Source organism: Streptomyces sp. SS7, assembly GCF_037993025.1.
Taxonomy (GTDB): Bacteria; Actinomycetota; Actinomycetes; order Streptomycetales; family Streptomycetaceae; genus Streptomyces.
On the sequence record NZ_CP141223.1, the window covers coordinates 4,863,118 to 4,888,722 of the forward strand.

Genomic DNA, 25,605 nt, shown 5'->3' on the forward strand with positions numbered 1-25,605 from the left:
TCTCTCTACGGAGCCGTCGCCATGGGGCACTACAAGTCGAATCTCCGCGACATCGAGTTCAACCTCTTCGAAGTACTGGGACGCGACAAGCTGTACGGCACCGGCCCGTTCGAGGAGATGGACACCGAGACCGCGAAGAGCATCCTCGAGGAGCTCACCCGCCTCGCCGAGAACGAGCTGGCCGAGTCCTTCGCCGACGCCGACCGCAACCCCCCGGTCTTCGACCCGGAGACCAACACCGCGCCGGTCACGCCGTCCTTCAAGAAGTCGTACAAGGCCTTCATGGAGTCGGAGTACTGGCGCCTGGGCCTGCCCGAGGCGATCGGCGGCACCACCGCCCCGCCCTCGCTGATCTGGTCGTACGCGGAGCTGATCCTCGGCTCGAACCCGGCCGTGTGGATGTACTCCTCCGGCCCGGCGTTCGCCGGCATCCTCTACGACGAGGGCAACGAGGAGCAGAAGAACATCGCCAGGATCGCCGTGGAGCGGACCTGGGGCTCCACCATGGTGCTCACCGAGCCCGACGCGGGGTCGGACGTGGGCGCCGGGCGCACCAAGGCCGTGCAGCAGGAGGACGGCTCCTGGCACATCGAGGGCGTGAAGCGGTTCATCACCTCCGGTGAGCACGACATGGAGGAGAACATCCTCCACTACGTGCTGGCGCGCCCCGAGGGCGCCGGAGCGGGCACCAAGGGGCTCTCCCTCTTCCTCGTCCCGAAGTACCTCTTCGACTTCGAGACCGGCGAGCTGGGCGAGCGCAACGGCGTCTACGCCACCAACGTCGAGCACAAGATGGGCCTGAAGGCCTCCAACACCTGCGAGATGACCTTCGGCGACCGGCACCCCGCCAAGGGCTGGCTGATCGGCGACAAGCACGACGGCATCCGGCAGATGTTCCGGATCATCGAGTTCGCCCGGATGATGGTCGGCACGAAGGCCATCTCGACCCTGTCGACCGGCTACCTCAACGCGCTGGAGTACGCCAAGGAGCGCGTCCAGGGTCCCGACCTGGCGAACTTCATGGACAAGACCGCGCCCAAGGTCACCATCACCCACCACCCCGACGTGCGCCGCTCGCTGATCACGCAGAAGGCGTACGCCGAGGGCATGCGCGCCCTCGTGCTGTACACGGCGTCGGTGCAGGACGCGATCGCCGTCAAGGAGGCCGCCGGCGAGGACGCCAAGGCCGAGCACGCGCTGAACGACCTGCTCCTGCCCATCGTCAAGGGCTACGGCTCCGAGAAGGGCTACGAGCAGCTCGCCCAGTCCCTCCAGACGTTCGGCGGCTCCGGGTTCCTCCAGGAGTACCCGATCGAGCAGTACATCCGCGACGCCAAGATCGACACCCTGTACGAGGGCACCACCGCGATCCAGGGCCAGGACTACTTCTTCCGGAAGATCGTCCGCAACCAGGGCGCCGCGCTGAACTCGCTCGCCGAGGACATCAAGAAGTTCCTGGCGCTCGGCACCGGCGGCGAGGAACTGGCGGGCGCCCGTGAGCACCTCGCCAAGGCCGCCGTCGAGCTGGAGGCCATCGTCGGCCTGATGCTGACCGACCTCGCGGCCACCGAGCAGGACGTCAAGAACATCTACAAGGTGGGCCTGAACACCACCCGTCTGCTGCTCGCCTCCGGTGACGTGGTCGTCGGCTACCTGCTGCTCAAGGGCGCCGCGGTCGCCGCCGAGAAGCTGGAGACGGCCTCCACCAAGGCGGTGTCGGCCAAGGACGTGGCGTTCTACACCGGCAAGATCGCCGCGGCGAAGTTCTTCGCGGCCAACGTCCTGCCGGGCGTCACCCTGGCCCGCAAGATCGCCGAGGGCGTCGAGCTGGACCTGATGGAGCTGGACGAGACCGCTTTCTGACGTTCCGGACCATCGCGGCCCGGGGACCGGCGCGGCATGCTAGAAATGCGGCCCCGGTCCCCCACCCGGCCCGGCTCCCCCCACGGGAGCCGCCGGGCAGGGCCGCCCTCCACACCGTCCTCACGAGGGCCCGTTCCCGCGACCGGGAACGGGCCCTCGTACGTCGTTAAGGTGAACAGCATGAGCGAACCCCCCCACTTCGACCGCGGCCACACCGACGACCTGATGTCCTTCCTCACGGTGAGCCCGTCGCCGTACCACTCCGCCGCGAACGCGGCGGCGCGGCTGGAGAAGGCCGGCTTCCGGCAGGTCGTCGAGACGGACGCCTGGGACGGGACGAGCGGCGGCAAGTACGTGCTGCGCGGCGGCGCGATCGTGGCCTGGTACGTCCCCGAGGGCGCCGCGCCGCACACCCCGTTCCGGATCGTCGGCGCCCACACCGACTCACCGAACCTGCGCGTCAAGCCGCTGCCCGACACGGGCGCGCACGGCTGGCGGCAGGTCGCCGTGGAGATCTACGGCGGGCCGCTGCTCAACTCCTGGCTCGACCGCGACCTCGGCATCGCGGGCCGGCTCACCCTGCGGGACGGCTCGACCCGCCTGGTGAACGTGGGCCGTCCGCTGCTGCGCGTCCCCCAGCTCGCCATCCACCTCGACCGCGCGGTCAGCAGCGACGGGCTCAAGCTCGACAAGCAGCGCCACCTCCAGCCGGTCTGGGGCCTCGGGCACGAGGTCCGCGACGGCGACCTCATCGCCTTCCTGGAGGAGGAGGCCGGGATCCCCGCGGGCGAGGTCACCGGCTGGGACCTGATGACCCACTCCGTGGAGCCGCCCGCCTACCTGGGCCGCGACCAGGAGCTGGTGGCCGGCCCGCGCATGGACAACCTGCTGTCCGTGCACGCCGGTACGGCGGCCCTGGCGGCCGTCGCGACGAGCGGCACCGATCTGCCGTACGTCCCGGTGCTCGCCGCCTTCGACCACGAGGAGAACGGCTCGCAGTCCGACACCGGCGCCGACGGACCGCTGCTCGGCACCGTGCTGGAACGTTCCGTTCTGGCGCGCGGCGGATCGTTCGAGGACCGGGCGAGAGCCTTCGCGGGCACGGTGTGCCTGTCCTCCGACACGGGCCACGCGGTCCACCCCAACTACGCGGAGCGGCACGACCCGACGCACCACCCGCGCGTCAACGGCGGCCCCCTCCTCAAGGTCAACGTCAACAACCGCTACGCCACCGACGGCACCGGCCGCGCCGTGTTCGCCGCCGCCTGCGAGAAGGCGGGCGTGCCGTTCCAGTCGTTCGTCTCCAACAACTCCATGCCCTGCGGCACGACCATCGGCCCCATCACCGCGGCCCGGCACGGGATCCGGACCGTCGACATCGGTGTGGCGATCCTGTCCATGCACAGCGCCCGCGAACTCTGCGGCGACGCCGACCCGTATCTCCTGGCGAACGCCCTGGTGGCTTTCCTGGAGGGCTAGTTCACCCACGAGGGGGTACCCGCAGGCGGTGGCCGGAAGGGCCGGCCGCGCTGCAGGGGAGGCGACACTCATGGGTCTCGGCGGGTGCATCATCCTCATCGCCGTGGGAGCGATACTGACCTTCGCGACCGACTGGGACATGCAGGGGGTCAACCTCGACCTGGTCGGCGTCATCCTGATGATCGTGGGGCTGATCGGCGTGACCACGTTCAGCAGCATCGCCCGGCGCCGACGGGTGGTGGTCCCGCCGCCCACCACCGTCGTCGAGGACGACCGGCGCAGGGAGCCTCCTTTCTGACGGCGAACAGAACCGGTGGCGAGGGTGCTGACCTCGCCGGTCACGGACGCTGACACCGCCCCCCGGCAGACCCGTGTGCGCGCCGCCGCACCGGACGGGGTCCACGGTGGTTCGTCCGTCCGATCAGTTCCCGGCCTCTCCGGGAGAGATCCTCGCGGCGGCGGGAAGCAGTACCGGCATGAGATTCCTCGTGCGCGACCGGCTCCTGGCCCTCGGTGACGACTACTGGATCGAGGACGACCGGGGCGAGAAGGTCTACCTCGTCGACGGCAAGGCCATGCGGCTGCGGGACACCTTCGAGCTGAAGGACACCCAGGGGCGGGTCCTGATCGACATCCACCAGAAGATGTTCGCCCTGCGCGACACGATGGTGATCGAGCGGGACGGCGAGCCGCTCGCCACCGTACGGCGCAAACGGCTCTCGCTGCTGCGCAACCACTACCGGGTGTCGCTGGCCGACGGGCGGACCGAGCTGGACGTCAGCGGGAAGATCCTCGACCGGGAGTTCGCGGTCGAGTACGACGGTGAGCTGCTCGCCGTCATCTCCCGGCGGTGGCTGCACGTGCGGGAGACGTACGGCGTGGACGTCGTACGGGAGGACGCGGACCCGGCGCTGCTGATCGCGGTGACGGTGTGCGTCATCCACCTGGCGGAGAAGGAGCGGGACGGGGACTGAGGGGGAGCGGGCGGCTCCGCCCGGGCCTCGGTCACGGCCTCGGTCACAGCCTCCGCCACGGCCCGCTCCGGCCACCGCCCCGGCACCGCCATGAGGATCAAATGATGATCGGACGCAGGTGCGTCACGGCTGTCCCCTCTCCCGGTTCCCCTACCGTGCGTGATCAAGGGAGCGCGGTGAGCAGCCCCGCAAGCACGGGTTCCGCCGCCTCGTCCGACCAGCAACAGGAGTACGTACCCGTGAACGATCGCTTCAGGAACCGGCGAAGACTGATGCTCGGGATCACGGCACTGACCGTGATCGCCGCGACGGCCGCCCCGGTATCGGCATCCGCCGAGCCCTACGGAACCGCCCCGGTCCAGGACCACTGGGGTGTCATCGCCCGCAACACCATCGGCTCCCCGGTCGCCGCGCTGCGCAAGGGTCCGTTCGGCTCGTTCGGTGTGACCGGCCCCTCGGCGCGACCGCCCTTCGGACAGGGCAGCCTCGGGATCGAGGTGGCCGACCGCTCCACCAGCCTCACGCCGCCCAGCGAGAAGGCCAGTTTCGGCAACGAGGTCGACTTCTACGGCGATCCCGTGCTGGGTATCAACAACGTCGGCTTCCACGTCTTCCAGACCGGCGAGAACATCACCTACGGCGGCCCCGGGAACATGCCGAACATCACGTTCGAGATCAATCCGAACCTGACCGCGGCCCCCACCACCACCTACTCCTCGATGGTGTGGGTCCCGGACCCGTCCCCCACCGTCAACAGTTGGAGCCCCTACCTGGACGCCACAACGACCGGCAAGTGGTTTCTCACGGGCAACGCGGGAACCACGACCGGCTGCAACCTGACCACGACCTGCACCTTCCAGCAGCTCAGGACAGCCCTCGCCGACGGCGGTGCGGAACCGACCGTCTACACCGCCGCCGTGGGCAAGGGCCGCGACTTCATGTGGATCGGTGCCGTCGACGGCCTGCGCATCAACGGAACGGTGTACGACTTCGAACCGGACAAGGTCCGCCCCCGCCCCGTCGGCTGAGCCGAGGAGAGGCACCGGCGCCGAGGATGACGTCGCTCGTCCGGACTCCCCGGACGGGCGGCGCGCCGAGCTGCCCGGGACGGCGCGGGGTCCCGGACACCGTCCGTCATCGCCGGCCGAGCACCCGGTCCTTCAGCGCCGGGAACTGTTCGCGGGTCTCGGTGACCTTCGCCGGGTCGAGGTCGACGGTGAGGACCTCCTCGCCGGAACCGGCCTCGCCGAGCACCTCGCCCCAGGGATCCACCACGATCGAGTGACCCGCCTGGAGAACTCCGGCGTGGGTCCCGGCCGTTGCGCACGCGAGCACGAACGCCTGGTTCTCGACCGCCCGCGCCCGGGCCAGCAGCGTCCAGTGCGCCCGGCGGCGCTCCGGCCAGCCCGCCGAGAGGACGAGGGTCTCGGCGCCGGCGTCGACGAGACCGCGGAAGAGTTCGGGGAAGCGGAGGTCGTAGCAGGTGGCCAGACCGATCGTCGTCTCCGGCAGACGGACCGTCACCAGCTCCCGGCCCGCGCCCATCAGCACGGCCTCGCCCTTGTCGAAGCCGAAGCGGTGGATCTTGCGGTAGGCCGCCACCCGCTCACCGGAGGGGGAGAACACGAGGGACGTGTTGTAGAGGGAGCCGTCGGGGTCCCGCTCCGGGATCGAGCCCGCGTGCAGCCAGACGCCCGCGTCGCTCGCCGCCTTGGCCATCGCCTCGTGGGTCGGCCCCTCCAGCGGCTCGGCCTCGTCGGCGAAGACCTCGTAGGCGAAGGCGCCGGTCGTCCACAGCTCCGGCAGCACCACGAGGTCCGCTGCGCCGGCCTGCTCCCGCACGAGCGAGGCGGCCCGACCCCGCCGCGATTCGACCGATTCGCCCTCGTCTACGGCAATCTGGATCAGAGAGGCGCGCACAGTACCACCGTCCTGGCATTCGAGTAGTCCACACGGGCCTACGATCGTCACACGAAAGCACTGCCGGGGTGCCTCACAGCAGCGTAACTTAGCGTTTCACGACACCCGCCGACAGCCGCCGACCGTCTCCGCCTCCCGCTGGCAACGCCGCCACCCGCCGCCACCATCTGCCCGTGCACCGACCGCCGAGGGGTCCCGTTCCGTGAGTCTGCATCCCACCCTCCAGCCCTACGCCGACGCCTGGACCCACTCCATCGAAGCGATATCCGAGTTGGTGCAGCCGCTCGTCGAGGGCGAGTGGAACTGGCGGACCCCGTGCCCCGGCTGGTCGGTCCGCGATGTCGTCTCGCACGTGATCGGCCTGGACAGTGAGATGTACGGCGATCCCCGCCCGATCCACTCACTGCCCCGGGACCTTTTCCACGTCACCACCGATCTGCAGCGGTACATGGAGATGCAGGTCGACGTCCGGCGGCACCACACCGCGCCCGAGATGACCTCCGAGCTGGAGCTGATGATCATCCGGCGCAACCGCCAACTGCGCGGCGAGTCGCGTCAGCCGGGCACGATCGTGCGCGGCCCCCTCGGCACGGAGCTGACGCTGGAGGAGTCCATGCGCAACCACGCGTTCAACGTGTGGGTGCACGAGCAGGACCTGCGCACCGCTCTCGGCCGCCCCGGCAACCTGGACTCCCCCGGCGCCCACATCGCCCGGGACGTGCTGCTCGACGCGTTGCCGGCCGTCGTCGCCGACCGCTCGGACGCCCCGCGCAGCTCGGCGGTCGTCTTCGACGTGCACGGGCCGATCGAGTTCCTGCGCACGATCCGGGTCGACATCCAGGGCCGCGGCTCCCTGGAGACCGCCCCGGCGCTGGGCCCCGCCGCCTCCTTCGCCCTCGACTGGGAGACGTACGTCCGGCTGGCCTGCGGCAGGGTGACGGCGGAGGCGGTCGCGGACCGGGTGAAGGCGGAGGGCGAGCCCCGGCTGACGGAGGCGATCCTGCGGAACTTCGCGGTGACGCGGTGACGCCGTAGCACCCACCGCCGCCTCCCCGCCCCCGCCTCCCCGCCGCTGTCAGTGGCGCTCGGTACGGTCGGCGCATGAGAGCCAGCGGAACCTTCAGCGTGCACGCGTTCACCCCGACCGGACTGAAGCCCGAGCCGGAGGTGGCCACCGCCCTCCCGGTCGGCGTCGCGACCATGGAGAAGCGGTACGAGGGGGAGATCACCGGGCGTTCGGCGACCCTGTTCACGGCCGCGTACGACCAGGCCACCGGGGTCGGCACCTACGTGGCCATGGAGTCCTTCGAGGGCGCCCTGCACGGCCGGGAGGGCGCGTTCAACTTCGTGCACTCGGCGACCACCACCGGCGGTGACCGCAGCGCCGAGTTCTTCACCGTCGTCCCGTCCAGCGGCACCGGCGCGCTGACCGGGATCACGGGCGGCGGCGGCCTGACGGCGGAGGCCGACGGGACGCACCGGGTGTGGTTCGAGTACGAGCTCGGCTGAACGACGGACGGGCCCGCCGTGTGGATCACGGCGGGCCCGTTCCGTAAGTGCCGGTGGGCGTCAGCTGATCCTGGCGTAGCCGTAGTTGATCAGCTTCTTCACGTCGGTCGTGCGGCTCGCCGCGTCGGGAGCGGTGAGCACCGTGCCCATGACCGACTTGCCGTTGAGCGTGGCGGCGAAGATCAGGCAGTACTTGGCCTCGGTGCCGGAACCGGTCTTCACACCGAGCGTGCCGTTCCAGCCGAGCAGCGTGTTGGTGTTGGTCCAGGCCGCCATGGTGCGGATGGCGCCGGTCTTGGTGACGGTCTTCGCCGTGTAGGACTTGGCCTTCACGACCGTCTTGAACGTGGAGTTCTTCATCACGCTGCGCGCGAGCAGCGTGAGGTCGCGCGGCGTCGAGGCGTTGGTGCCGTTGCTCAGGCCGTCGAACGAGTCGAACTTCGTGTTCGTCATGCCCAGGCTGCGGGCCATGGTGTTCATCTTGCCGATGAAGTTCTTGGTCCGGGCGGCGACCGTGGAGCCGGTGCCGAACTTGTCGGCGAGGGCCATGGCCGCGTCGCAGCCGGACGGCAGCATCATCCCGTACAGCAGCTGGCGGACGGTGACCTTGTCGCCGACGATCAGCCGCGCCGACGACGGGTAGCCCTGGGCGACCATGTAGTCGCTGACGGCCTGCTTGATGGTGATCTTGGTGTCCAGGTTCAGGTTCGCCTGGGAGAGCACGACCTTCGCGGTCATGACCTTCGTGGTGGAGGCGGTGAGCCGCTTGGTGTCAGCGGCCTTGGTGAACAGCGTCTTGCCCGTCGCGGCGTTCATCAGGTAGGCGCCCTTGGCCGTGACGGTGGGTGCCGTGACGGCCTGCGCGGGTGCCGCGGTGAGGACTCCTCCGGCGAGCACTGCACTGGCCGTGGCGGCGACGGCGGCGGCTCGAACGCGGGTGCCCTTGGTGGCGGTTATCAACTGGAATACCCCGATTATGTTGAATGCCCCTGAAGTGCGGCCGGATTGGCATGGGGAAAGTCGGTGGGGCCGCACGTGTGTGACACGTAACTAGCACAGAAGGTTGTGCGTCCGCTGGGGCGAATTTCTCATTACCCCGAGCGCGAACACCCCAGCGGACGAACCGGGTTTCGGATGCTGGACGTCCCCACCCTTTGCGCCCATGTTGTATCTATCCTGTGGGCATGCAGTCGTCCGCTCCGCCCCGCCCTGCCGCCGCCCCCGACTCCCCGTCCCTCTCCCTCAAGCAGCCGCCCGCCGCCGACCGGGTCTACGTCCACGTCAAGCAGGGTGTGCTGGACCGCCGTTACGAGGGCGGCACCCTCCTCACCGAGGGCGAACTGGCCGAAGCCGTCGGGGTCTCCCGGACCCCCGTGCGCGAGGCGCTGCTCCGCCTGGAGGTCGAGGGCCTGATCAGGCTGTACCCGAAGAAGGGCGCCCTGGTGCTGCCGGTCTCCGCACAGGAGATCGCGGACGTCGTGGAGACCCGGCTGCTGGTCGAGGAACACGCGGCGCGCAAGGCGGTCCCCGCGCCCCCCGGCCTCCTGGAGCGCCTGGAGGAGCTGCTGGCGCAGCAGAAGGCGCAGGCCGCGGCGGGCGACCTCGCGGCGGCCGCCGTCACGGACCGCTGCTTCCACGCGGAGATCGTCCGCAGCGGGGGCAACGAGATCCTCTCCCGCCTCTACGACCAGCTCCGCGACCGCCAGCTGCGGATGGGCGTCGCCGTCCTGCACTCCCACCCCGACCGCATCGCGAAGACGCTGACGGAGCACGAGGAGATCCTCCGGGCGCTGCGCGCGGGCGACGCCGAGGCAGCCGTGGACATCGTCCACCGGCACATCGGCTGGTTCTCCCACCTGGCCCGGGGCGAGATCCGATGAGCGTCAACCGCGGTGGATCCCACTCCACCCTTCCGGGTGATCCTCCCGGCGGACGGCGCGCGATGGCCGTCTGGGGGATCGGCGTCTCGGTCTACTTCGTCGCCGTCATCTTCCGTACGTCACTGGGGGTCGCCGGCCTCGACGCGGCCGACCGCTTCCAGGTGAACGCCTCTGCCCTGTCGACCTTCTCGATCCTCCAGCTGCTGGTCTACGCGGGCATGCAGATACCCGTCGGACTGCTGGTGGACCGGCTCGGCACCAAGCGGGTGCTGACGATCGGCACCGTGCTGTTCACCGCGGGACAGCTCGGCTTCGCCTTCTCCCCGTCGTACGGCACGGCACTCGCCTCGCGCGCGCTGCTCGGCTGCGGGGACGCGATGACCTTCATCAGTGTGCTGCGGCTCGGCACCCGATGGTTCCCGGCCCGGCGCGGCCCCCTGGTGGCCCAGTTCGCCGGTCTCGCCGGCATGGCGGGCAACCTGGTCTCCACCCTGCTGCTGGCCCGGCTGCTGCACGGGATCGGCTGGACCGCCGCCTTCGCGGGCAGCGCCGTCGCGGGCGTGGTCGTGCTGGTCCTGCTCGTCCTCTTCCTGAAGGACCACCCCGAGGGCCATGAGCCGGAGCCCTTCCCGCACCACGGCGCCGCGTACGTCCGCCGCCAGATCGCCGCGTCCTGGCGGGAGCCGGGGACCCGGCTCGGCCTGTGGGTGCACTTCACGACCCAGTTCCCGGCGATGGTGTTCCTGCTGCTGTGGGGCCTGCCGTTCCTCGTCCGGGCCCAGGGCCTGTCGCGGGCGGCGGCGGGCGAACTCCTCACGCTGGTCGTCCTGTCCAACATGGCCGTGGGGCTGGTCTACGGCCAGATCGTCGCCCGGCACCACGGCGCCCGGCTCCCGCTGGCGCTGGGCACGGTGGGCGCGACCACCCTGGTCTGGGCGGTGACCCTCGGCTATCCCGCCGAGCACGCGCCGACGTGGCTCCTCGTCGTCCTCTGCGCGGTCCTCGGCGCCTGCGGGCCCGCCTCGATGCTGGGCTTCGACTTCGCCCGCCCCGCGAACCCGCCCGAACGTCAGGGCACCGCCTCCGGTATCACCAACATGGGTGGTTTCACGGCGTCCATGACGACCCTGTTCGCGGTCGGCGTGCTGCTGGACGCGACCGGCGACGACTACACGATCGCCTTCTCCTCGGTGTTCGTCCTCCAGGCCCTCGGCGTCAGCCAGATCCTGCGGCTGCGCAAACGGGCGGCCCGCCGCGAACGCGAGCGGCTGGTGGCGAGCCGGGTGGAGACGGTGCACGTCCCGGCGCAGGGCGTCGGATGACAGCGGAAAAAACGCGGTTGTCCGTACGTCCGTTCGGCCCTTAGCGTCGGTGTCATCGACGTGTAGCTCAACAGCAGAGCGCCGGGCTTGAGACCCGGAGGGAGCGGGGGCAGCACCCGCCACGTCGGCTTATGAACAGCGACGCTGACCAGCAGCACCTCGCACAGGCCGACCCGGCTTACGCCTCCGGGCAGTTGGCCAGGGAGCTCAGGACCGCGCTCACCCATGACGACCCCGACACCCGCCGCCGCGCGGGCGAACGGGGCCGTTCCTGGCGGTCCGTCCTCACCGGCATGGCGGAAGGCGTCCTCACGATCGGTTCCCGCACGCCCGTCGTGGGACTCCCCGCCTGGGTGACCCCTGAGGTGCTGCGCGGCGGCTTCGCCACCGGCGAGGCCGGCGCCGCCGGGCCCCTGACGGAGTACGAGAGGGAGGCGGCCCGCGCGGGCGGAGTGCCGTGCGAGCGGCAGGCGCTGTTCACCTACTGGCTCTCCGCCGCCGGCCTGGGCCGGCTCTACGACTTCCTGGACAGCGGGCGTTACGAGGTGACCCTGCCGGAGGAGGCCGCCCTGCTCACCGTGGCATGGCTGGCCCGCACCGGACGGACCGAGGCGGCTGCCGCTCTCGTCGCCGAACTCGCCCCGTTCGCCGGGCGGCTGCGGTTCACCCCGCGACCGGCCGGCCGGCCCGTGCCCGGGGCCGACGCCGTGCACCGGCAGACCGTCGCCGACGCCGGGGAGACCCTGGCGCGGCGCCGGCCCAGCAAGGCCGTGGAGACCCAGCGGGAGGCGCTGACCGTGTGGGGGCCGTTCGGCGACGAACTCCTCACCCACTGGCTGGAGACCGCCGACGACGAGGGCGTCGTCCGGGTCCCGGAGCGGGCCGCCCACCTGGACTGGTACGTGCGCGGCGGCGATCTGCTCTGGCACTACCGCGAGCTGGCCCGCCGCCACACGCACTGCACCAAGCACCTGGACGGCAAGCAGAACCTGGCGATCCTGCGGGACGTGCTGGACGAGACCGTCACCCGGCGGGGGCCGGGCCCGCGCCGGCTCGGGCTGCTGCGGCACGCCGTCACCTCGATGGTGCGGCGACGCGGAGTTCCCGGCTCCGCGCCGCACGAGGCGCTGCGCCGGGAGCAGGCCGCGCAGGCGGCGCTGCCCTCCCACCACGCACTGGCCCAGCTGGTGCTGCGCCGGCTGGCCGGGCTGGAGCAGTCGGTGGGCCTGACCGACCCCGGGCCGCTGCTCGTCCCGGTGACCGAGGCCGAGGCGCGGGAGACCGGGCTGCCGGAGGGCGCGGCGATCCCGGCCGCGGTCCGCCGGCCCGTCGAGGGTGCGCTGAGCGCTTCCCTGGAGACGCTGGTGGAACGCGGTCTGGTGCCCTCGGCGGAGGTGCTCGCGGAGATCGTCCCGCAGCTGGTCGCCGTCACCGCCGCGCAGGCCTACCCGGAGGGCGCCCTGCGCACGCTGGCCGTCGCGAACCACCGCGCGTTCGCCGGCCGGCGCTCGCTGCTGCTGCTGAACCTCCAGCAGCAGGTGCGGATCGAGGAGCTGCCGTGGGTGCGGGCCGTGGCCGGACAGAAGACCGAGGACGGGGCCGACCGGGTGGCGTCGGTTGCGCTGCGGCGGCTGGGCGAACTGGCCGTGCAGGCGTTCCCCGCGACGATCCTGCCGAATCCGCTGGTCCGGGAACTGTCCGTGCTGGCCCGCCAGGCCGACCTCGGCACGCCCTTCGTCGAGGAGCTGGCCTGCGACATCTTCACGGGCGCGTTCGGCCCGAAGTTCCTCGCCTCGGCACGGGTCGCGGCGGAGCTGCTCGGCGGCGGTTCGCTCTACGAGCGCTACTACCGGATCGACTACGCGGCCGTCCGCAACCTGGCGATCGCGGAGGCTGGCGAGGCCCTGACCCGCCCGGGCCGGCCGCGGACCTCGCCGGGGTTCGGGACGCTGTGCCGGGAGCGGGCGGCGGCCTTCTCGCCGGGGAGCCGGTCCCGGTCCTCCGGCTGGTCGGTGGCCGACAACGGCACGGTGATCGAGCAGGCGCAGATCCTCACCACGCACAACCTGGCCACCCTGGTCCACCGGGTGGGCATCACCCCGGCCCCGGGCTGGGCGGACCTGGCCCGCCGCAGCTTCGTCGCCGTGTGCCGGCTGACCGGGCGGGTGCACGGCCAGGTGTTCCCGCTGGCCACGATCAAGGACGCGGCCTACGCCTGGCGGCAGATGGTCTTCCAGCTCTCCCTGTGCACCGCGCGGGAGCGGGCCGCGACCCTGGCCTGGCTGTCCGAGGAGACCGCCCGCCACCCCTGGCCCGTCGGCGCCCGGCTCGCCCCGGCCCTGACCGGACTGCGCCAGGTCACCGAGGGCGGCCACGCCGACGACGGCACCGGCCGACTGTTCCTCGGCTGGACGACCGGCGGCCACTGGCTCCGGCGGGAGCCCGAGCGGCACCGCGGCTAGGCAGCACCCCTCTCTGAGGCCCCGCCGACCACGGCCCCCGCCACTGAACGGGGGCCGTACCCGGGCTCAGCCCCAGGTGATCAGCCGCTTCGGCTCCTCCAGGATCGCCGCCGTGTCGGCCAGTACCTTGGAGCCCAGCTCCCCGTCGACCAGACGGTGGTCGAAGGAGAGGGCCAGGGTGGTCACCTGGCGGGGCTTCACCTTGCCCTTGTGGACCCACGGCTGGAGTCGGATCGCGCCGACCGCGAGGATCGCCGACTCACCGGGGTTGAGGATCGGGGTGCCGGTGTCGACGCCGAAGACGCCGACATTGGTGATCGTCACGGTGCCGCCCTGCATGGCGGCCGGGGACGTCCGGCCCTCGCGCGCGGTGGAGACCAGCTCGCTCAGGGACGCCGCGAGCTGCGGCAGCGTCTGGGCGTGCGCGTCCTTGATGTTCGGGACGAGGAGCCCCCGCGGGGTGGCCGCCGCGATGCCCAGGTTGACGTAGTGCTTGACCACGATCTCCTGCGCCGCCTCGTCCCAGGAGGCGTTGATCTCCGGGTGGCGCCGGATCGCCACCAGCAGGGCCTTGGCGATCAGCAGCAGCGGGTTGACCCGCAGCCCCTGCATCTCCTTGTCCTGCTTGAGCTCCTCGACGAGCTTCAGCGTGCGCGTGACGTCGACGGTGATGAACTCGGTGACGTGCGGCGCGGTGAACGCCGAGCCGACCATCGCCGCCGCGGTCGCCTTGCGGACACCCTTGACCGGGATACGGGTCTCACGGACCGAGTCGTACGACACGACGGGCGCCGGCGCGGGCGGGGTGACCGGCGCCGGGGCCTGGCCGGCCGGCGCGGGTGCCTGGGCCGGGGCTGCCGGAGCCGTGGCCGGCGGGGCCGCCGCCGCGTACACGTCCTCCCGCGTGATGATGCCGTCCGGGCCGGTCGGGACCACGGAGGTGAGGTCCACGCCCAGGTCCTTGGCGAGCTTGCGCACCGGCGGCTTGGCCAGCGGGCGCTCCTGCACCACCGGGGCCCCGCCGTGGCCGTTCAGCTCGGACTGCACGGCCGCCGCGGCGGGCTCCTGGGCAGGGGCCGGGATCGCGGGGGTCTTGCGGGGGCGGCGCCTGGTGGAGGAGGCGGCCACGCCGTACCCGACGAGCACCGGCTGGCGGCCGGAGCCCGCCGGCTTCTTCTCCTCGGGCGCCGGGGCGGCGGGTGCGGGCGGTGCCGCGGGGGCCGCGGCCGTCCGGGCCGGTTCCGCTGCCGGTGCGGGTGGTTCGGCGGGGGCGGCGCCGCCCGCCACGTCCACCGCGATGATCGACATGCCCACGTCCACGGTGGTGCCCTCGGGGAAGTGGAGCGCGCGGACCACGCCGTCGTAGGGGATGGGCAGTTCGACGGCGGCCTTGGCCGTCTCGACCTCGCACACCACCTGGCCGTCGGTGACCGTGTCACCGGGCTGGACGTACCACTTGAGGATCTCGGCCTCGGTGAGGCCCTCGCCCACGTCCGGCATCTTGAACTCGCGTACGGACGCTTCCGTCATCGTCGTCACGACCCTCTCCTCAGTACGCCAGGGCACGGTCGACGGCGTCGAGCACCCGGTCCAGGCCCGGCAGGTACTCCTCCTCCAGGCGGGCCGGCGGGTACGGGGCGTGGTAGCCGCCGACCCTGAGCACCGGGGCCTCCAGGTGGTAGAAGCAGCGCTCCGTGATCCGGGCGGCGATCTCCGCTCCGGAGCCGAAGAACACCGGGGCCTCGTGCACCACGACCAGGCGGCGGGTCTTCTCGACGGAGGCCTGGAGGGAGTCGAAGTCGAGCGGGGAGACCGAGCGCAGGTCGAGGACCTCGAGGCTCTTGCCCTCCTCGGCTGCGGCGTTCGCCGCCTCCAGGCAGAGCTTCACCATCGGGCCGTAGGCGGCCAGGGTCAGATCGGTGCCCGCACGGGCCACCTGAGCCCTGTGCAGCGGGCCGGGGATGGCCTCGGTGTTGACCTCGCCCTTGTCCCAGTAGCGCCGCTTGGGCTCGAAGAAGATCACCGGGTCGTCGCTCTGGATGGCCTGCTGCATCATCCAGTAGGCGTCGGAGGCGTTGGAGGGGGAGACCACCTTCAATCCGGCGACGTGCGCGAACAGCGACTCCGGGGACTCCGAGTGGTGCTCGACCGCGCCGATGCCGCCGCCGTAGGGGATGCGGACGACGACCGGCATCTTGACCTTGCCCAGCGAGCGGGCGTGCATCTTGGCGAGCTGGGTGACGATCTGGTCGTAGGCGGGGAAGACGAAGCCGTCGAACTGGATCTCGACCACGGGGCGGTAGCCGCGCAGGGCGAGGCCGATGGCGGTGCCGACGATGCCGGACTCGGCGAGCGGGGTGTCGATGACCCGGCTCTCGCCGAAGTCCTTCTGCAGGCCGTCCGTCACCCGGAAGACACCGCCGAGCTTGCCGACGTCCTCGCCCATCACGAGGACCTTCGGGTTGGTCTCCAGGGCGCGGCGCAGCGATTCGTTGATCGCCTTGGCCAGGGCCATGTTCTTGGATGTCGCAGTCTCAGCCATCTCAGTTACCCCCCTCGTCCGCGAACGACGCCTGGTAGGCGGCGAACTGGGCCCGCTCCTCGTCGACGAGCGCGTGCCCGTCCGCGTACACGTTCTCGAAGATGGCGAAGTGGTCCGGGTCCGGCATGGCACGGACCGCTTCGCGCACTCGCCTGCCCAACGCCTCGCTCTCGGCCTCGAGTTCCGCGAAGAATCCCTCGTCCGTGTGGTTTGAGGTCTCCAGGTGGCGGCGCAGGCGCAGGATCGGGTCCTTCGCCTCCCAGGCCAGACGCTCCTCGTCGCCGCGGTAGCGGGTCGGGTCGTCGGAGGTGGTGTGGGCGCCCATGCGGTAGGTGTACGCCTCGACGAGGGTGGGGCCCTCGCCGTTGCGGGCCCGCTCCAGCGCCCAGCGGGTGACCGCGAGGCAGGCCAGCACGTCGTTGCCGTCGACGCGGACGCCGGGGAAGCCGAAGCCCTGGGCACGCTGGTAGAGCGGGACGCGGGTCTGCTTCTCGGTCGGCTCGGAGATCGCCCACTGGTTGTTCTGGCAGAAGAACACCACCGGCGCGTTGTAGACGGCGGAGAAGGTGAAGGACTCGGCCACGTCGCCCTGGCTGGAGGCGCCGTCGCCGAAGTAGGCGATCACCGCGCTGTCCGCGCCGTCCTTGGCGACGCCCATCGCGTACCCGGTCGCGTGCAGCGTCTGGGAGCCGATGACGATCGTGTAGAGGTGGAAGTTGTTGCCGTTGGGGTCCCAGCCGCCGTTGTTCACCCCGCGGAACATGCCGAGCAGGTTGGTCGGGTCGACCCCGCGGCACCAGGCGACGCCGTGCTCGCGGTAGGTCGGGAAGACGTAGTCGTCGTCGCGGAGCGCCCGGCCGGAGCCGATCTGGGCGGCCTCCTGGCCGAGCAGCGAGGCCCACAGGCCCAGCTCGCCCTGGCGCTGCAGGGAGGTGGCCTCGGCGTCGAAGCGGCGGGTGAGCACCATGTCGCGGTACAGGCCGCGGAGCTCTTCGGGGGTGACGCCGGCGACGTACTTGTCGTACGCGGCGCTCTTGACGCGCTTGCCCTCGGGCGTCAGCAGTTGTACGAGCTCGGGGTCGGTGCCTGGCGCGTTCCTTGCGGTCGTGCGCTTGCCGGCCGTGCTCTTGGTTCCGGCGCTGCGTCGCGGTTTGCGCGCGGCAGTGCTCTCCACGGTCACGTGTGCTCCTCCGTCGGTCCGGCTACCCGGGTTCGCCGGGTGCCAGTGCGGCTCATCCGCGCCTTCGCGTCCGCACAGGGTGGGTGCGGCAAAACGGGCACAGATGTGACAGGTGCCCCGGCGAGCGCCCTGCACAAGGCACGTTACCCAGTAGTCCACATCTCTGTGAAACCCCTCCTGACCTGCGTTTTTGCTTGGATTTCCAAGTAAATTCGCAAAATCGGGAACTCTTCCTGGTCACAGCCTTGCAGGGGGCCGGAACAAGGGCACGTTATCCCGGTGACCCAGGTCACGGGAAGAGTCCCCCGAATGCAGCACGCGCGCGTGCCGCCCGGGAAAGGGCGTCACGCGCGCGTGGCTGAAAAAAGGCCGGACCGGTCAGTTGCCTCCGAGGCCGGAGCCGAGGGTGGTGCCGCCCTGGTCGGTGCCGCCGTTGCCGGAGCCGTCGGTCGTGCCGTCGGTGCCGCCGTCCGTCCCCGGGTCGCTCGTCGCCGGGCCGCTCGGCTCCTCGGACGTCCCCGGGTCCGTCTCCGTGCCGGTCGGCTCACTGGTGGCCGACGCGGAGGGCGAGTACGACGGGGTCTTCGAGGGCGTGTACTGCGGGGTGTCGTTGTAGGAACCGGAGCCCGAGTCGCCGCTGTCGTCGTCGGAGTCGTCCGAGGGCTCCTCGGACTCCTCGTCGCTCGGCGACTCGCTGGGCTTGGAGGTCTGCGACTGGGTGGCGCTCGGTGACGGGCTGGTGTCGGCGTCGCCACTGCCGTTGCCCTTGGTGTTCAGCGCCAGCGCCACACCGGCCGCGATGGCGATCACCGCGAGGACGGCCAGGATCCACAGCTTGCCGCGGCCGCTGCCCCTGTTCCCGTGCCCCTCGAAGCCGCCGTCGTCGCCGTTGCCGTAGCCCGTGGGCAGGATCGGCTGCGGGATCTGCGAGGTCATGCCGCCGTCGTGCTGCGGCATCATCGTGGTGCTCGCGTAGGGGCCCGCGGCGGCGCCCCGGCCGTCGTGCAGGGCGACCGGGCCGGTGTTCCAGGTGCCGGTGTGGCCGCCCTGGTCGTAGAGCATCTGGAGCGCGTACTGGACGAGTCCGCGCATCTCCTCGGCCGTCTGGAACCGGTCGTCGGGCTCCTTGGCGAGGGACCGCATGACCAGTCCGTCGAGCTCCGGCGGGCACTCGCCCTCGGAGGTCTGCGACGGCGGCAGCGGGATGTCCTGCACGTGCTGGTAGACCACCGACAGCGGGGTCTCGCCGATGAACGGCGGGCGCAGCGCGAGCAGTTCGTAGAGGAGGCAGCCCGTCGCGTACAGGTCGGAGCGGTAGTCGACGGCCTTGCCGAGCGCCTGCTCCGGGGAGAGGTACTGCGGGGTGCCCATGACCATGCCGGTCTGCGTCATCGTCGTGGACGCGCCGTGCAGGGCGCGCGCGATGCCGAAGTCCATCACCTTGACGGCGCCGTTGTGCGTGATGATCACGTTCGCCGGCTTGATGTCGCGGTGCACGATGCCGTGCTGGTGCGAGTAGGCGAGTGCCTCCAGCACACCGGAGACGATGATCAGGGCCTGCTCCGGCCCGGGCGCCTCGGCGTTGAGGAGGAGGTCGCGGATGGTGCGCCCCTCGACGATCTCCATGACGATGTACGGCACGCTCTGGCCGCCCACGAAGTCCTCGCCGGAGTCGTACACGGCGACGATCGCATGGTGGTTGAGGCCGGCCACCGACTGGGCCTCACGCGTGAAGCGGGCCTTGGAGGTGGGGTCCTCGGCGAGGTCGGCGCGCAGGAGTTTGACCGCGACGGTACGGCCGAGTCGTACGTCCTCGGCCGCGAACACCTCGGCCATGCCGCCCCGACCGAGTCTGCGGGTCAGCCGGTACCGGCCGTCGCCGACCAGCCCGCCGTTGCCCCAGTTCTCCGGCGCGTCTGACATTCCGCCGCCAGTCGCCTCGGGGTCGGACGGGCCCTGGGGCTGCTGCTGTGCCATCAGTCCTCGCCGTCGTTTCTGCCCGCGGTGCGCGCGGTGTTGTCACGGGTCTCCGTCGGCCACGCTACAGCCTTCGCGCAAGCCTCCGGTCCTGGATGAGTCCCTGCCGGGCTCCGCCGCCGGTCCGAGACGGACCGGTCATCAAACCCGTACCACCGGCCGGCGTGCAAATCCTGTGTACCGGCCGCAAGGCACCTGTAACGCTTCCGCGACGCTTCTTTCTCGTAGGGTCACGGAACGGGCACCGAGCTTGACGTGTCAGTGCCCTGCGGCAGACTTGGCCGGGAATAGCACTTTCGATCAACGGCAGTCAACGGCAGAGAGACGCCCGGCGGCGGCCGACGGCGCCTCGAGGGCCTACGGGGGACGCGGAACATGAGCCAGGACGGCGCCCAGGGCGCGCACGCGGGGCGGGCGCTGGCCAATGGCCGGTATCAGCTGCGCGATCTGCTCGGCCAGGGCGGCATGGCCTCGGTGCACCTCGCCTACGACTCGGTCCTCGACCGCCAGGTCGCGGTCAAGACGCTGCACACCGAACTCGGCCGTGAACAGGCCTTCCGCGAGCGCTTCCGGCGCGAGGCGCAGGCAGTGGCCAAGCTCACGCACACCAACATCGTCTCGGTGTTCGACACCGGCGAGGACGAGATGGGCGGCCTGACGACGCCGTACATCGTCATGGAGTACGTCGAGGGCCGCCCGCTCGGCTCCGTGCTCGACGAGGACGTACGGCAGCAGGGCGCGATGCCCGCCGACAAGGCGCTGAAGATCACCGCGGACGTGCTCGCGGCGCTGGAGATCAGCCACGAGATGGGCCTGGTCCACCGCGACATCAAGCCGGGCAACGTGATGATGACCAAGCGCGGCGTCGTCAAGGTGATGGACTTCGGCATCGCGCGCGCGATGCAGTCCGGTGTCACGTCGATGACGCAGACCGGCATGGTCGTCGGCACCCCGCAGTACCTCTCGCCCGAACAGGCCCTGGGCCGGGGCGTGGACGCCCGCTCGGACCTGTACTCGGTCGGCATCATGCTGTTCCAACTGGTCACCGGGCGGCTGCCGTTCGACGCGGACTCGCCGCTGGCGATCGCCTACGCGCATGTGCAGGAGGAGCCGGTGGCGCCCTCCTCGATCAACCGTGCGCTGCCCCCGGCCGTGGACGCGCTGGTCGCCCGCGCGCTGAAGAAGAACCCGAACGACCGCTTCCCGAGCGCGGTCGCCATGCGCGACGAGTGCCTGCGGGTCGCCGCCTCCCTCCAGCCGGCCCCGCCGCGCATCGTGCCGGGCACCCCGGCGCAGAGCGGCTCGGGCGTGGGCTCCGCGGTGTTCCCGCCGGTCGGCCAGAACACGCCGCAGCCGCCGCCGGGCGGCGTCCAGACGCCGTACCAGCCCCCGCCGAACCCGAATCCGTACGGCGCCCCGAACCCGCCGAACGCCTCCTACGGCTACCCGCAGCAGCCCGGCTACCAGACGCCCGCCCCGGCCTACGGCCACCGGCAGGGGCCGCCCACGCCCCCGGCGTACCACCTCTCGCCGCAGCCGCCGGGCCCGCTGCCCGCGGGCGGCGGCAAGGGCAACAAGCCGGTCGTGATCGGTTCGGTGCTGGTCGCGGTGGTCGTGGTGGGCGCGTTCCTGATGAGCCTCGCCGTCAGCGGCGGCGACGACGAGCGCGGCGGCGGAGGCTCCAGCGCCTCCCCCTCGGCGACGAAGGCGGCGGGCTACCGCGGCCCCGACACCGCCAAGACGATCGAGTCGACCGAGTGCTCCGAGCCGGAGGAGTCGTACAACGACCCCGACAAGGTCCGGGTGCCGAACTTCAAGTTCAAGTACATCCAGTCGGTCAAGGCCTGCTTCCAGGCGGCCGGATGGAAGATGAAGATCAAGTACGTGGACGAGAACACCTACGGCGACGGCGCGGTGATGGACCAGTTCCCGTCCGCCGGGACGGACGTCGACCCCTCGGACGTGCCGGAGATCGAGCTGAGCGTGTCGACGGGCAATCCGGCGTCCTGACCGGCCCGGAGAAGATGAGAGGGCCCGGCGGTCGACGCCGGGCCCTGTGATCGTCTACGACTCCGAAAGAGGCTGTGCCTAGAGGTACGGCCCGCCCGTGCGGCCGCCCGCGCGGGGGTCGTCCATCCCCTCGGGGCCGCCCACTCCCGGCGGCAGCGCCCGGCGCATCTGCTCCAGCTGCGCCCGCGCGGCCATCTGCTGGGCGAACAGCGTGGTCTGGATGCCGTGGAAGAGCCCCTCCAGCCAGCCCACCAGCTGGGCCTGCGCGATCCGCAGTTCCGCGTCGCTGGGGGTGGAGTCCTCGTTGAACGGCAGGGACAGCCGCTCCAGCTCCTCGACGAGCTCCGGCGCCAGGCCGTCCTCCAGTTCCTTCACCGAACTGGAGTGGATCTCCTTCAGCCGGGCCCGGCTCGCCTCGTCCAGGGGAGCCGCGCGCACCTCCTCCAGCAACTGCTTGATCATGCTGCCGATCCGCATGACCTTCGCCGGCTGCTCGACCTGCTCCGTCACCGGGATCTCACGGGAGTCCTCGTCGGCGTCGACGCCACCGAGTGCCATTCCGTCCTGGCCCACGACCAGGATCTTCTGGGCGGTCTCCGGCGACCTATCGTTCCTCGGCATCTCCATGCCGCCATTCTCTCGCACCCCTGTACCTCATCACCGTGGTGCCCCCCTTGAAGGAAGATCCACCGTTTCCGCACGACACGCGTTCGGTGGAGTCCGATATGCGGCGCTTTGGCGGGGGTGTGAGTCTGGGGGGCGTGACTCGATTGCGGCGGGGGTTGTGCGCGGTGGGGGTACTGGTGCTGCCTTACGGAGCCGTCTCGTCGTACGGGGCCGTCTCGTCGTACGGGGCCGTCTCGTCGTACGGAGCCGTCTCGTCGTACGGGGCCGTATCGTCGTACGGGGCCGTATCGACGTACGGGAGCGTCTCGTCGTACGGGGCCGTATCGACGTACGAGAGCGTCTCGACGTACGACGGTGACGGCGCGACGCGTGGTCGGCGCGGGGGCGAGTACGGCGAGGGTGCTACGGACGACAGAGGCCCGGCGCACCACCGGGGCCCGGTGGCGGCCGCCTCCCCCTCCACCACCTCCTCACCCGAACCCGACCGGGCCGGGAGCCGGGCCGGTGAGGGGCGGGCGCGCCCCGGGCGGCCGGACGAGGAGAAGGGCGCGGGGCGGGACGAGGACGACCCGGGCCAGGAGGCCGGTGACGGCGGGGACGGGACGGACGGCACCGGGGCCACCGAGCATTCCGGCGACACCGGCGCGGCCGACGGCGACGTCGGCTCGGGTGACGCCGAGGGCGCCGGCGACCCGCAGGACCGGGGCGAAGGCGACCCGGACGCCGACGCCGGAGCCGGGTCGCCCCCGGAGGCCGCCGTCGCGCCCGAGGCCTCCGCGCCGCAGGACGGGGCCGGTCCGGCCGCCGCGGCGGGGGAGCGGGCCGGCGGACCCATGCTGCGGATCCTGCCGCTGGGCAGCGGACTGGTCCTCATCGGGCTCGGGCTGGGCCTCGGCCTCGCCGCGTTCCGCCTGCGGCGGTCCTGAGCACGCCCTGCACGCCCTATGGCACGACCAGCAGCACCTTGCCCACGTGACCGCTCTCCTCGACGACCCGATGGGCCGTCGCCGCGTCGCTCATCGGGATCTCCCGGTCGACGACGGGACGGACATGGCCTTCCGCGAGGAGGGGCCACACGTGTTCGCGCACGGCGGCCACGATGGCCGCCTTCTCCGCGAGCGGGCGGGCCCGCAGCGAGGTCGCGCTGATCGCGGCGCGCTTGCTCAGCAGCGCCGCGATGTTCAGCTCGGCCTTGATGCCGCCCTGCATGCCGATGATCGCGAGCCGGCCGTTGACGGCGAGGCTCTGGACATTGCGGTCCAGGTACTTCGCCCCCATGTTGTCGAGGATCACGTCGGCGCCCGCGCCGCCGGTGGCCGCCTTCAGCTCGGCGACGAAGTCCTGCTCGCGGTAGTCGATGAGGATGTCCGCGCCCAGCTCCGCGCAGCGCTCCAGCTTCTCCTTGGTGCCGGCCGTCACTGCGACCTTGGCGCCGACGGCCTTGGCCAGCTGGATCGCCATGGTGCCGATGCCGCTGGAGCCGCCGTGCACGAGCAGCGTCTCACCGGGGCGCAGCTGGGCGACCATGAACACGTTCGACCAGACCGTGCAGGTCACCTCCGGGAGCGCGGCGGCCTGCCGGAGGTCGAGGCCCTCGGGTACGGGCAGCAGCTGCCCGGCCGGGACGGCGACCTTCTCGGCGTATCCGCCGCCCGAGAGCAGCGCGCACACCTCGTCGCCGACGGACCAGCCGGAGACTTCGGGGCCGAGTGCGGTGATCCGGCCGGAGCACTCCAGGCCGGGGTAACGGGAGGCGCCGGGCGGCGGGTCGTAGAAGCCCTGCCGTTGCAGGATGTCGGCGCGGTTGACGGCGCCGGCCACCACCTCGACCAGGACCTCGCCCTCGGCGGGCACGGGATCGGGGACCTCGTCCCACACCAGCGCCTCGGGACCACCAGGTTCGGGAATCGTGATCGCATGCATGAGGGGGACGCTACCCGGCGCCGCGCGCCCGCTCAGTCGACGCGCACGATCGTGATCAGCCGGTCCGTCAGCTCCAGGACGCCGACGGCGGGATCGTCGTAGGCGAGGACCCGGTGGCCCCGGACGACGCTGACCACGAGGTCGTCCGTCTCCCGCGGACCGCGGCCCGCCTCCGCCTTGGTCACGGTCCGCTCGACGAGGTCCAGCCCGCTGCCCTGCTGTATCAGGTCCTCCATCACCAGACCGGCCGACGGGCTGAGCACGCTGAGCCCCAGCAGCCGTCCGGCCGCCCCCGCGCTGGTGATGACCTCGTCGGCGCCGGACTGCTTCAACAACGGAGCGTTCTCCTCCTCGCGCGCCGCGGCCACGATCGTCGCGGCCGGGTTCAGCTGGCGGGCCGTCAGCGCCACCAGGACGGCGGTGTCGTCGCGCTGGGTCGCGATGACGATCCGTCCGGCCCTCTGCACCTCCGCCCGCCGCAGCACATCACTGCGGGTGGCGTCCCCGACCACCCCCTCGTAGCCCTCGGCGGTCGCCGCCTCGATCGCCTTCGAGCTGGGGTCGATCACCACGACCTGGTCCTTGCGCAGCCCCGAGGCGCAGGCCGTCCGGATCGCGGACCGCCCCTTCGTGCCGAAGCCGACGACGACAATGTGGTCGCGCAAGGGGACCTCCGGTGCGGTGACGGACACGGGCCCTGGGACCGTGTTGCTTCATGACGGGTGGGGACCCGCCGGGAACCATGGTGCCCATCGATCGGATCACGGCCACAGGGGGCGCGCGATGAAGGACCAGGAACGACAGCCCACCGGGCCGGTGCGGCTCTCTCTCGTCCGGTCCCTCTGGTACCGCTCCCGCCGCGAGGCCCGCGACGACGCCGAGGCGGGGCGGTCCATCACCATGCCGGTGAGTGTCGGCGCGCCCCCGCTCCAGCAGGTGCTGCGCCGCCTCGCCATGGGCCTGCTGGTGCTGGCCCTGACCACGCTGATCGTCTACGCCGACCACGAGGGCTACAACGACAACTCCGACGGTTCCGTGGACTTCCTGGACTCCGCGTACTACGCCACGGTCACCCTCTCCACCACCGGCTACGGCGACATCACCCCTGTGAGCGACACCGCCCGGCTGGTCAACATCCTCGTCATCACCCCGCTGCGCGTGCTGTTCCTGATCATCCTGGTCGGCACCACCCTGGAGGTGCTCACCGAACGCACCCGGCAGCAGGTCCGCATCCACCGCTGGCGGATGCGGACCCGGGACCATGTCGTGGTCGTCGGATACGGCACGAAGGGCCGGCACGCGGTGCAGACGCTCGTGGGGCAGGGCATCGCCAAGGAGCGGATCGTGGTCGTGGACGCCCAGCGCAAGGCCACCGAGGCGGCCGGCGACGACGGGCTGGTGACGGTCACCGGGGACGCCACCCACAGCGAGGTGCTACGGCGGGCGGAGGTGCCGCACGCCTCCCGGGTGATCGTCGCCCCCCAGCGGGACGACACGGCGGCCCTGGTCACGCTGACGGCCCGGCAGCTCAACCGGCGCGCCACGATCGTGGTGGCGGCCCGGGAGGACGAGAACGTGCCCCTGCTCCGGCAGTCCGGCGCGAACACCGTGGTCACCAGCTCCTCGTCCGCGGGGCGGCTGCTCGGCGTCTCGATGATCAGCCCGACCGTGGCGAAGACCCTGGAGGATCTGATGACCCTCGGCAGCGGGCTGACCCTCGTCGAACGCCCGGTCACCGAAGGCGAGGCAGGGCAGTCGCCGCGCAGTTCCGCGGACCTGGTCGTGGCCGTCGTACGGGGCCGGCAGCTGCTCGACTACGCCGACCCCCGGCTCACCCGGCTCCAGGAGGGGGACCGGGTGATCACGGTCCGGCGGGCGGTTCCAGCGGCCGAACAGGTGTGACGCCGTCCACCATGCGGGTGTTTCACGTGAAACAA

General features: G+C 71.4%; 21 protein-coding genes, 1 tRNA gene and 1 pseudogene. 14 read left to right on the forward strand and 9 right to left on the reverse strand.

Features of this window, described 5'->3' with window-relative positions; translation table 11 throughout:
• Positions 1–21 precede the first annotated feature (21 nt).
• The 5 genes from U5640_RS22470 to U5640_RS22490 all read left to right on the forward strand — a co-directional run bounded on the left by U5640_RS22470 (position 22) and on the right by U5640_RS22490 (position 5,344).
• On the forward strand, positions 22–1,863 hold the full coding sequence (locus tag U5640_RS22470) for an acyl-CoA dehydrogenase (protein WP_340377563.1): 1,842 nt from the start codon (positions 22–24) through the stop codon (positions 1,861–1,863).
• Between the two features lie 180 nt (positions 1,864–2,043).
• Positions 2,044–3,342 (forward strand): M18 family aminopeptidase, encoded by a 1,299-nt coding sequence (locus tag U5640_RS22475; protein WP_340377564.1) that lies wholly within the window; start codon positions 2,044–2,046, stop codon positions 3,340–3,342.
• Positions 3,343–3,412: 70 nt separating this feature from the next.
• On the forward strand, positions 3,413–3,640 hold the full coding sequence (locus U5640_RS22480) for a DUF6458 family protein (protein ID WP_067255294.1): 228 nt from the start codon (positions 3,413–3,415) through the stop codon (positions 3,638–3,640).
• A gap of 178 nt (positions 3,641–3,818) precedes the next feature.
• Positions 3,819–4,316, forward strand: a complete 498-nt coding sequence (locus U5640_RS22485; protein WP_340377565.1) for an LURP-one-related family protein — start codon at positions 3,819–3,821, stop codon at positions 4,314–4,316.
• Positions 4,317–4,555: 239 nt separating this feature from the next.
• Positions 4,556–5,344 (forward strand): hypothetical protein, encoded by a 789-nt coding sequence (locus U5640_RS22490; protein ID WP_340377566.1) that lies wholly within the window; start codon positions 4,556–4,558, stop codon positions 5,342–5,344.
• Positions 5,345–5,450: 106 nt separating this feature from the next.
• Here the strand turns inward: U5640_RS22490 and U5640_RS22495 are convergent, their stop codons facing one another.
• Positions 5,451–6,236 carry a carbon-nitrogen family hydrolase gene (locus U5640_RS22495; protein WP_340377567.1) on the reverse strand — a complete coding sequence of 262 codons (786 nt, stop codon included), beginning with the start codon at positions 6,234–6,236 and terminating at the stop codon, positions 5,451–5,453.
• Positions 6,237–6,438: 202 nt separating this feature from the next.
• Here U5640_RS22495 and U5640_RS22500 point away from each other — a divergent pair, with 202 nt between their 5' ends.
• Complete coding sequence (locus U5640_RS22500; RefSeq protein ID WP_340377568.1) at positions 6,439–7,263, forward strand: maleylpyruvate isomerase family mycothiol-dependent enzyme; 825 nt, start codon at positions 6,439–6,441, stop codon at positions 7,261–7,263.
• A 74-nt stretch (positions 7,264–7,337) separates the two neighbouring features.
• Positions 7,338–7,745 (forward strand): DUF3224 domain-containing protein, encoded by a 408-nt coding sequence (locus U5640_RS22505; protein ID WP_340377569.1) that lies wholly within the window; start codon positions 7,338–7,340, stop codon positions 7,743–7,745.
• Positions 7,746–7,805: 60 nt separating this feature from the next.
• On the opposite strand, the gene U5640_RS22510 is transcribed toward U5640_RS22505, so the two are convergent.
• A complete protein-coding gene (locus U5640_RS22510) occupies positions 7,806–8,705 on the reverse strand; it encodes a D-alanyl-D-alanine carboxypeptidase (RefSeq protein WP_340377570.1) in 900 nt (299 codons plus the stop codon).
• Positions 8,706–8,929: 224 nt separating this feature from the next.
• Between U5640_RS22510 and U5640_RS22515 the strand changes: the two genes are divergently transcribed.
• From U5640_RS22515 to U5640_RS22530, 4 genes are all read left to right on the forward strand, one after another.
• Positions 8,930–9,625 carry a GntR family transcriptional regulator gene (locus U5640_RS22515; RefSeq protein ID WP_340377571.1) on the forward strand — a complete coding sequence of 232 codons (696 nt, stop codon included), beginning with the start codon at positions 8,930–8,932 and terminating at the stop codon, positions 9,623–9,625.
• The gene (locus U5640_RS22520) at positions 9,622–10,947 is read left to right on the forward strand and encodes an MFS transporter (protein ID WP_340377572.1); all 1,326 of its coding nucleotides are present in this window, start codon (positions 9,622–9,624) and stop codon (positions 10,945–10,947) included. The genes U5640_RS22515 and U5640_RS22520 overlap by 4 nt, the downstream gene beginning before the upstream one ends.
• A gap of 56 nt (positions 10,948–11,003) precedes the next feature.
• A tRNA-Ser gene (locus U5640_RS22525) sits at positions 11,004–11,075 on the forward strand.
• Positions 11,076–11,078: 3 nt separating this feature from the next.
• A complete protein-coding gene (locus U5640_RS22530; protein ID WP_340377573.1) occupies positions 11,079–13,409 on the forward strand; it encodes a hypothetical protein in 2,331 nt (776 codons plus the stop codon).
• Between the two features lie 66 nt (positions 13,410–13,475).
• On the opposite strand, the gene U5640_RS22535 is transcribed toward U5640_RS22530, so the two are convergent.
• From U5640_RS22535 to U5640_RS22550, 4 genes are all read right to left on the reverse strand, one after another.
• The gene (locus tag U5640_RS22535) at positions 13,476–14,948 is read right to left on the reverse strand and encodes a dihydrolipoamide acetyltransferase family protein (RefSeq protein WP_340377574.1); all 1,473 of its coding nucleotides are present in this window, start codon (positions 14,946–14,948) and stop codon (positions 13,476–13,478) included.
• 10 nt (positions 14,949–14,958) lie between these two features.
• Positions 14,959–15,951, reverse strand: coding sequence for an alpha-ketoacid dehydrogenase subunit beta (locus U5640_RS22540; protein WP_340377575.1), 993 nt, complete (start codon positions 15,949–15,951; stop codon positions 14,959–14,961).
• Between the two features lies 1 nt (position 15,952).
• The gene (gene pdhA, locus U5640_RS22545; RefSeq protein ID WP_340377576.1) at positions 15,953–17,131 is read right to left on the reverse strand and encodes a pyruvate dehydrogenase (acetyl-transferring) E1 component subunit alpha; all 1,179 of its coding nucleotides are present in this window, start codon (positions 17,129–17,131) and stop codon (positions 15,953–15,955) included.
• 378 nt (positions 17,132–17,509) lie between these two features.
• Positions 17,510–19,108, reverse strand: coding sequence for a protein kinase (locus tag U5640_RS22550; RefSeq protein WP_340377577.1), 1,599 nt, complete (start codon positions 19,106–19,108; stop codon positions 17,510–17,512).
• 375 nt (positions 19,109–19,483) lie between these two features.
• Between U5640_RS22550 and U5640_RS22555 the strand changes: the two genes are divergently transcribed.
• Complete coding sequence (locus U5640_RS22555; protein WP_340377578.1) at positions 19,484–21,118, forward strand: protein kinase; 1,635 nt, start codon at positions 19,484–19,486, stop codon at positions 21,116–21,118.
• 78 nt (positions 21,119–21,196) lie between these two features.
• On the opposite strand, the gene U5640_RS22560 is transcribed toward U5640_RS22555, so the two are convergent.
• A complete protein-coding gene (locus tag U5640_RS22560; RefSeq protein ID WP_340377579.1) occupies positions 21,197–21,745 on the reverse strand; it encodes a bacterial proteasome activator family protein in 549 nt (182 codons plus the stop codon).
• Between the two features lie 176 nt (positions 21,746–21,921).
• On the opposite strand from U5640_RS22560, the gene U5640_RS22565 reads away from it, so the two are divergent.
• Entirely contained in the window at positions 21,922–22,671 is a 750-nt protein-coding gene (locus tag U5640_RS22565; RefSeq protein WP_340377580.1) for a hypothetical protein, read from the forward strand.
• Positions 22,672–22,687: 16 nt separating this feature from the next.
• Here the strand turns inward: U5640_RS22565 and U5640_RS22570 are convergent, their stop codons facing one another.
• Both U5640_RS22570 and U5640_RS22575 read right to left on the reverse strand, forming a co-directional pair.
• Positions 22,688–23,668, reverse strand: a complete 981-nt coding sequence (locus U5640_RS22570; protein WP_340377581.1) for an NAD(P)H-quinone oxidoreductase — start codon at positions 23,666–23,668, stop codon at positions 22,688–22,690.
• Positions 23,669–23,700: 32 nt separating this feature from the next.
• Positions 23,701–24,333 (reverse strand): annotated as a pseudogene (locus U5640_RS22575) (NAD(P)-binding protein); the annotation flags it as partial.
• A gap of 118 nt (positions 24,334–24,451) precedes the next feature.
• On the opposite strand from U5640_RS22575, the gene U5640_RS22580 reads away from it, so the two are divergent.
• Complete coding sequence (locus tag U5640_RS22580) at positions 24,452–25,570, forward strand: potassium channel family protein (protein WP_340377582.1); 1,119 nt, start codon at positions 24,452–24,454, stop codon at positions 25,568–25,570.
• The last annotated feature ends 35 nt before the right edge of the window (positions 25,571–25,605 follow it).

Coding starts and splice junctions, on each gene's coding strand:
- U5640_RS22470 (WP_340377563.1), top strand. CDS start 22: ATGGGGCACTACAAGTCGAATCTCCGCGACATCGAGTTCAACCTCTTC.
- U5640_RS22475 (WP_340377564.1), top strand. CDS start 2,044: ATGAGCGAACCCCCCCACTTCGACCGCGGCCACACCGACGACCTGATG.
- U5640_RS22480 (WP_067255294.1), top strand. CDS start 3,413: ATGGGTCTCGGCGGGTGCATCATCCTCATCGCCGTGGGAGCGATACTG.
- U5640_RS22485 (WP_340377565.1), top strand. CDS start 3,819: ATGAGATTCCTCGTGCGCGACCGGCTCCTGGCCCTCGGTGACGACTAC.
- U5640_RS22505 (WP_340377569.1), top strand. CDS start 7,338: ATGAGAGCCAGCGGAACCTTCAGCGTGCACGCGTTCACCCCGACCGGA.
- U5640_RS22515 (WP_340377571.1), top strand. CDS start 8,930: ATGCAGTCGTCCGCTCCGCCCCGCCCTGCCGCCGCCCCCGACTCCCCG.
- U5640_RS22520 (WP_340377572.1), top strand. CDS start 9,622: ATGAGCGTCAACCGCGGTGGATCCCACTCCACCCTTCCGGGTGATCCT.
- U5640_RS22530 (WP_340377573.1), top strand. CDS start 11,079: ATGAACAGCGACGCTGACCAGCAGCACCTCGCACAGGCCGACCCGGCT.
- U5640_RS22540 (WP_340377575.1), bottom strand. CDS start 15,951: ATGGCTGAGACTGCGACATCCAAGAACATGGCCCTGGCCAAGGCGATC.
- U5640_RS22550 (WP_340377577.1), bottom strand. CDS start 19,108: ATGGCACAGCAGCAGCCCCAGGGCCCGTCCGACCCCGAGGCGACTGGC.
- U5640_RS22555 (WP_340377578.1), top strand. CDS start 19,484: ATGAGCCAGGACGGCGCCCAGGGCGCGCACGCGGGGCGGGCGCTGGCC.
- U5640_RS22560 (WP_340377579.1), bottom strand. CDS start 21,745: ATGGAGATGCCGAGGAACGATAGGTCGCCGGAGACCGCCCAGAAGATC.
- U5640_RS22570 (WP_340377581.1), bottom strand. CDS start 23,668: ATGCATGCGATCACGATTCCCGAACCTGGTGGTCCCGAGGCGCTGGTG.
- U5640_RS22580 (WP_340377582.1), top strand. CDS start 24,452: ATGAAGGACCAGGAACGACAGCCCACCGGGCCGGTGCGGCTCTCTCTC.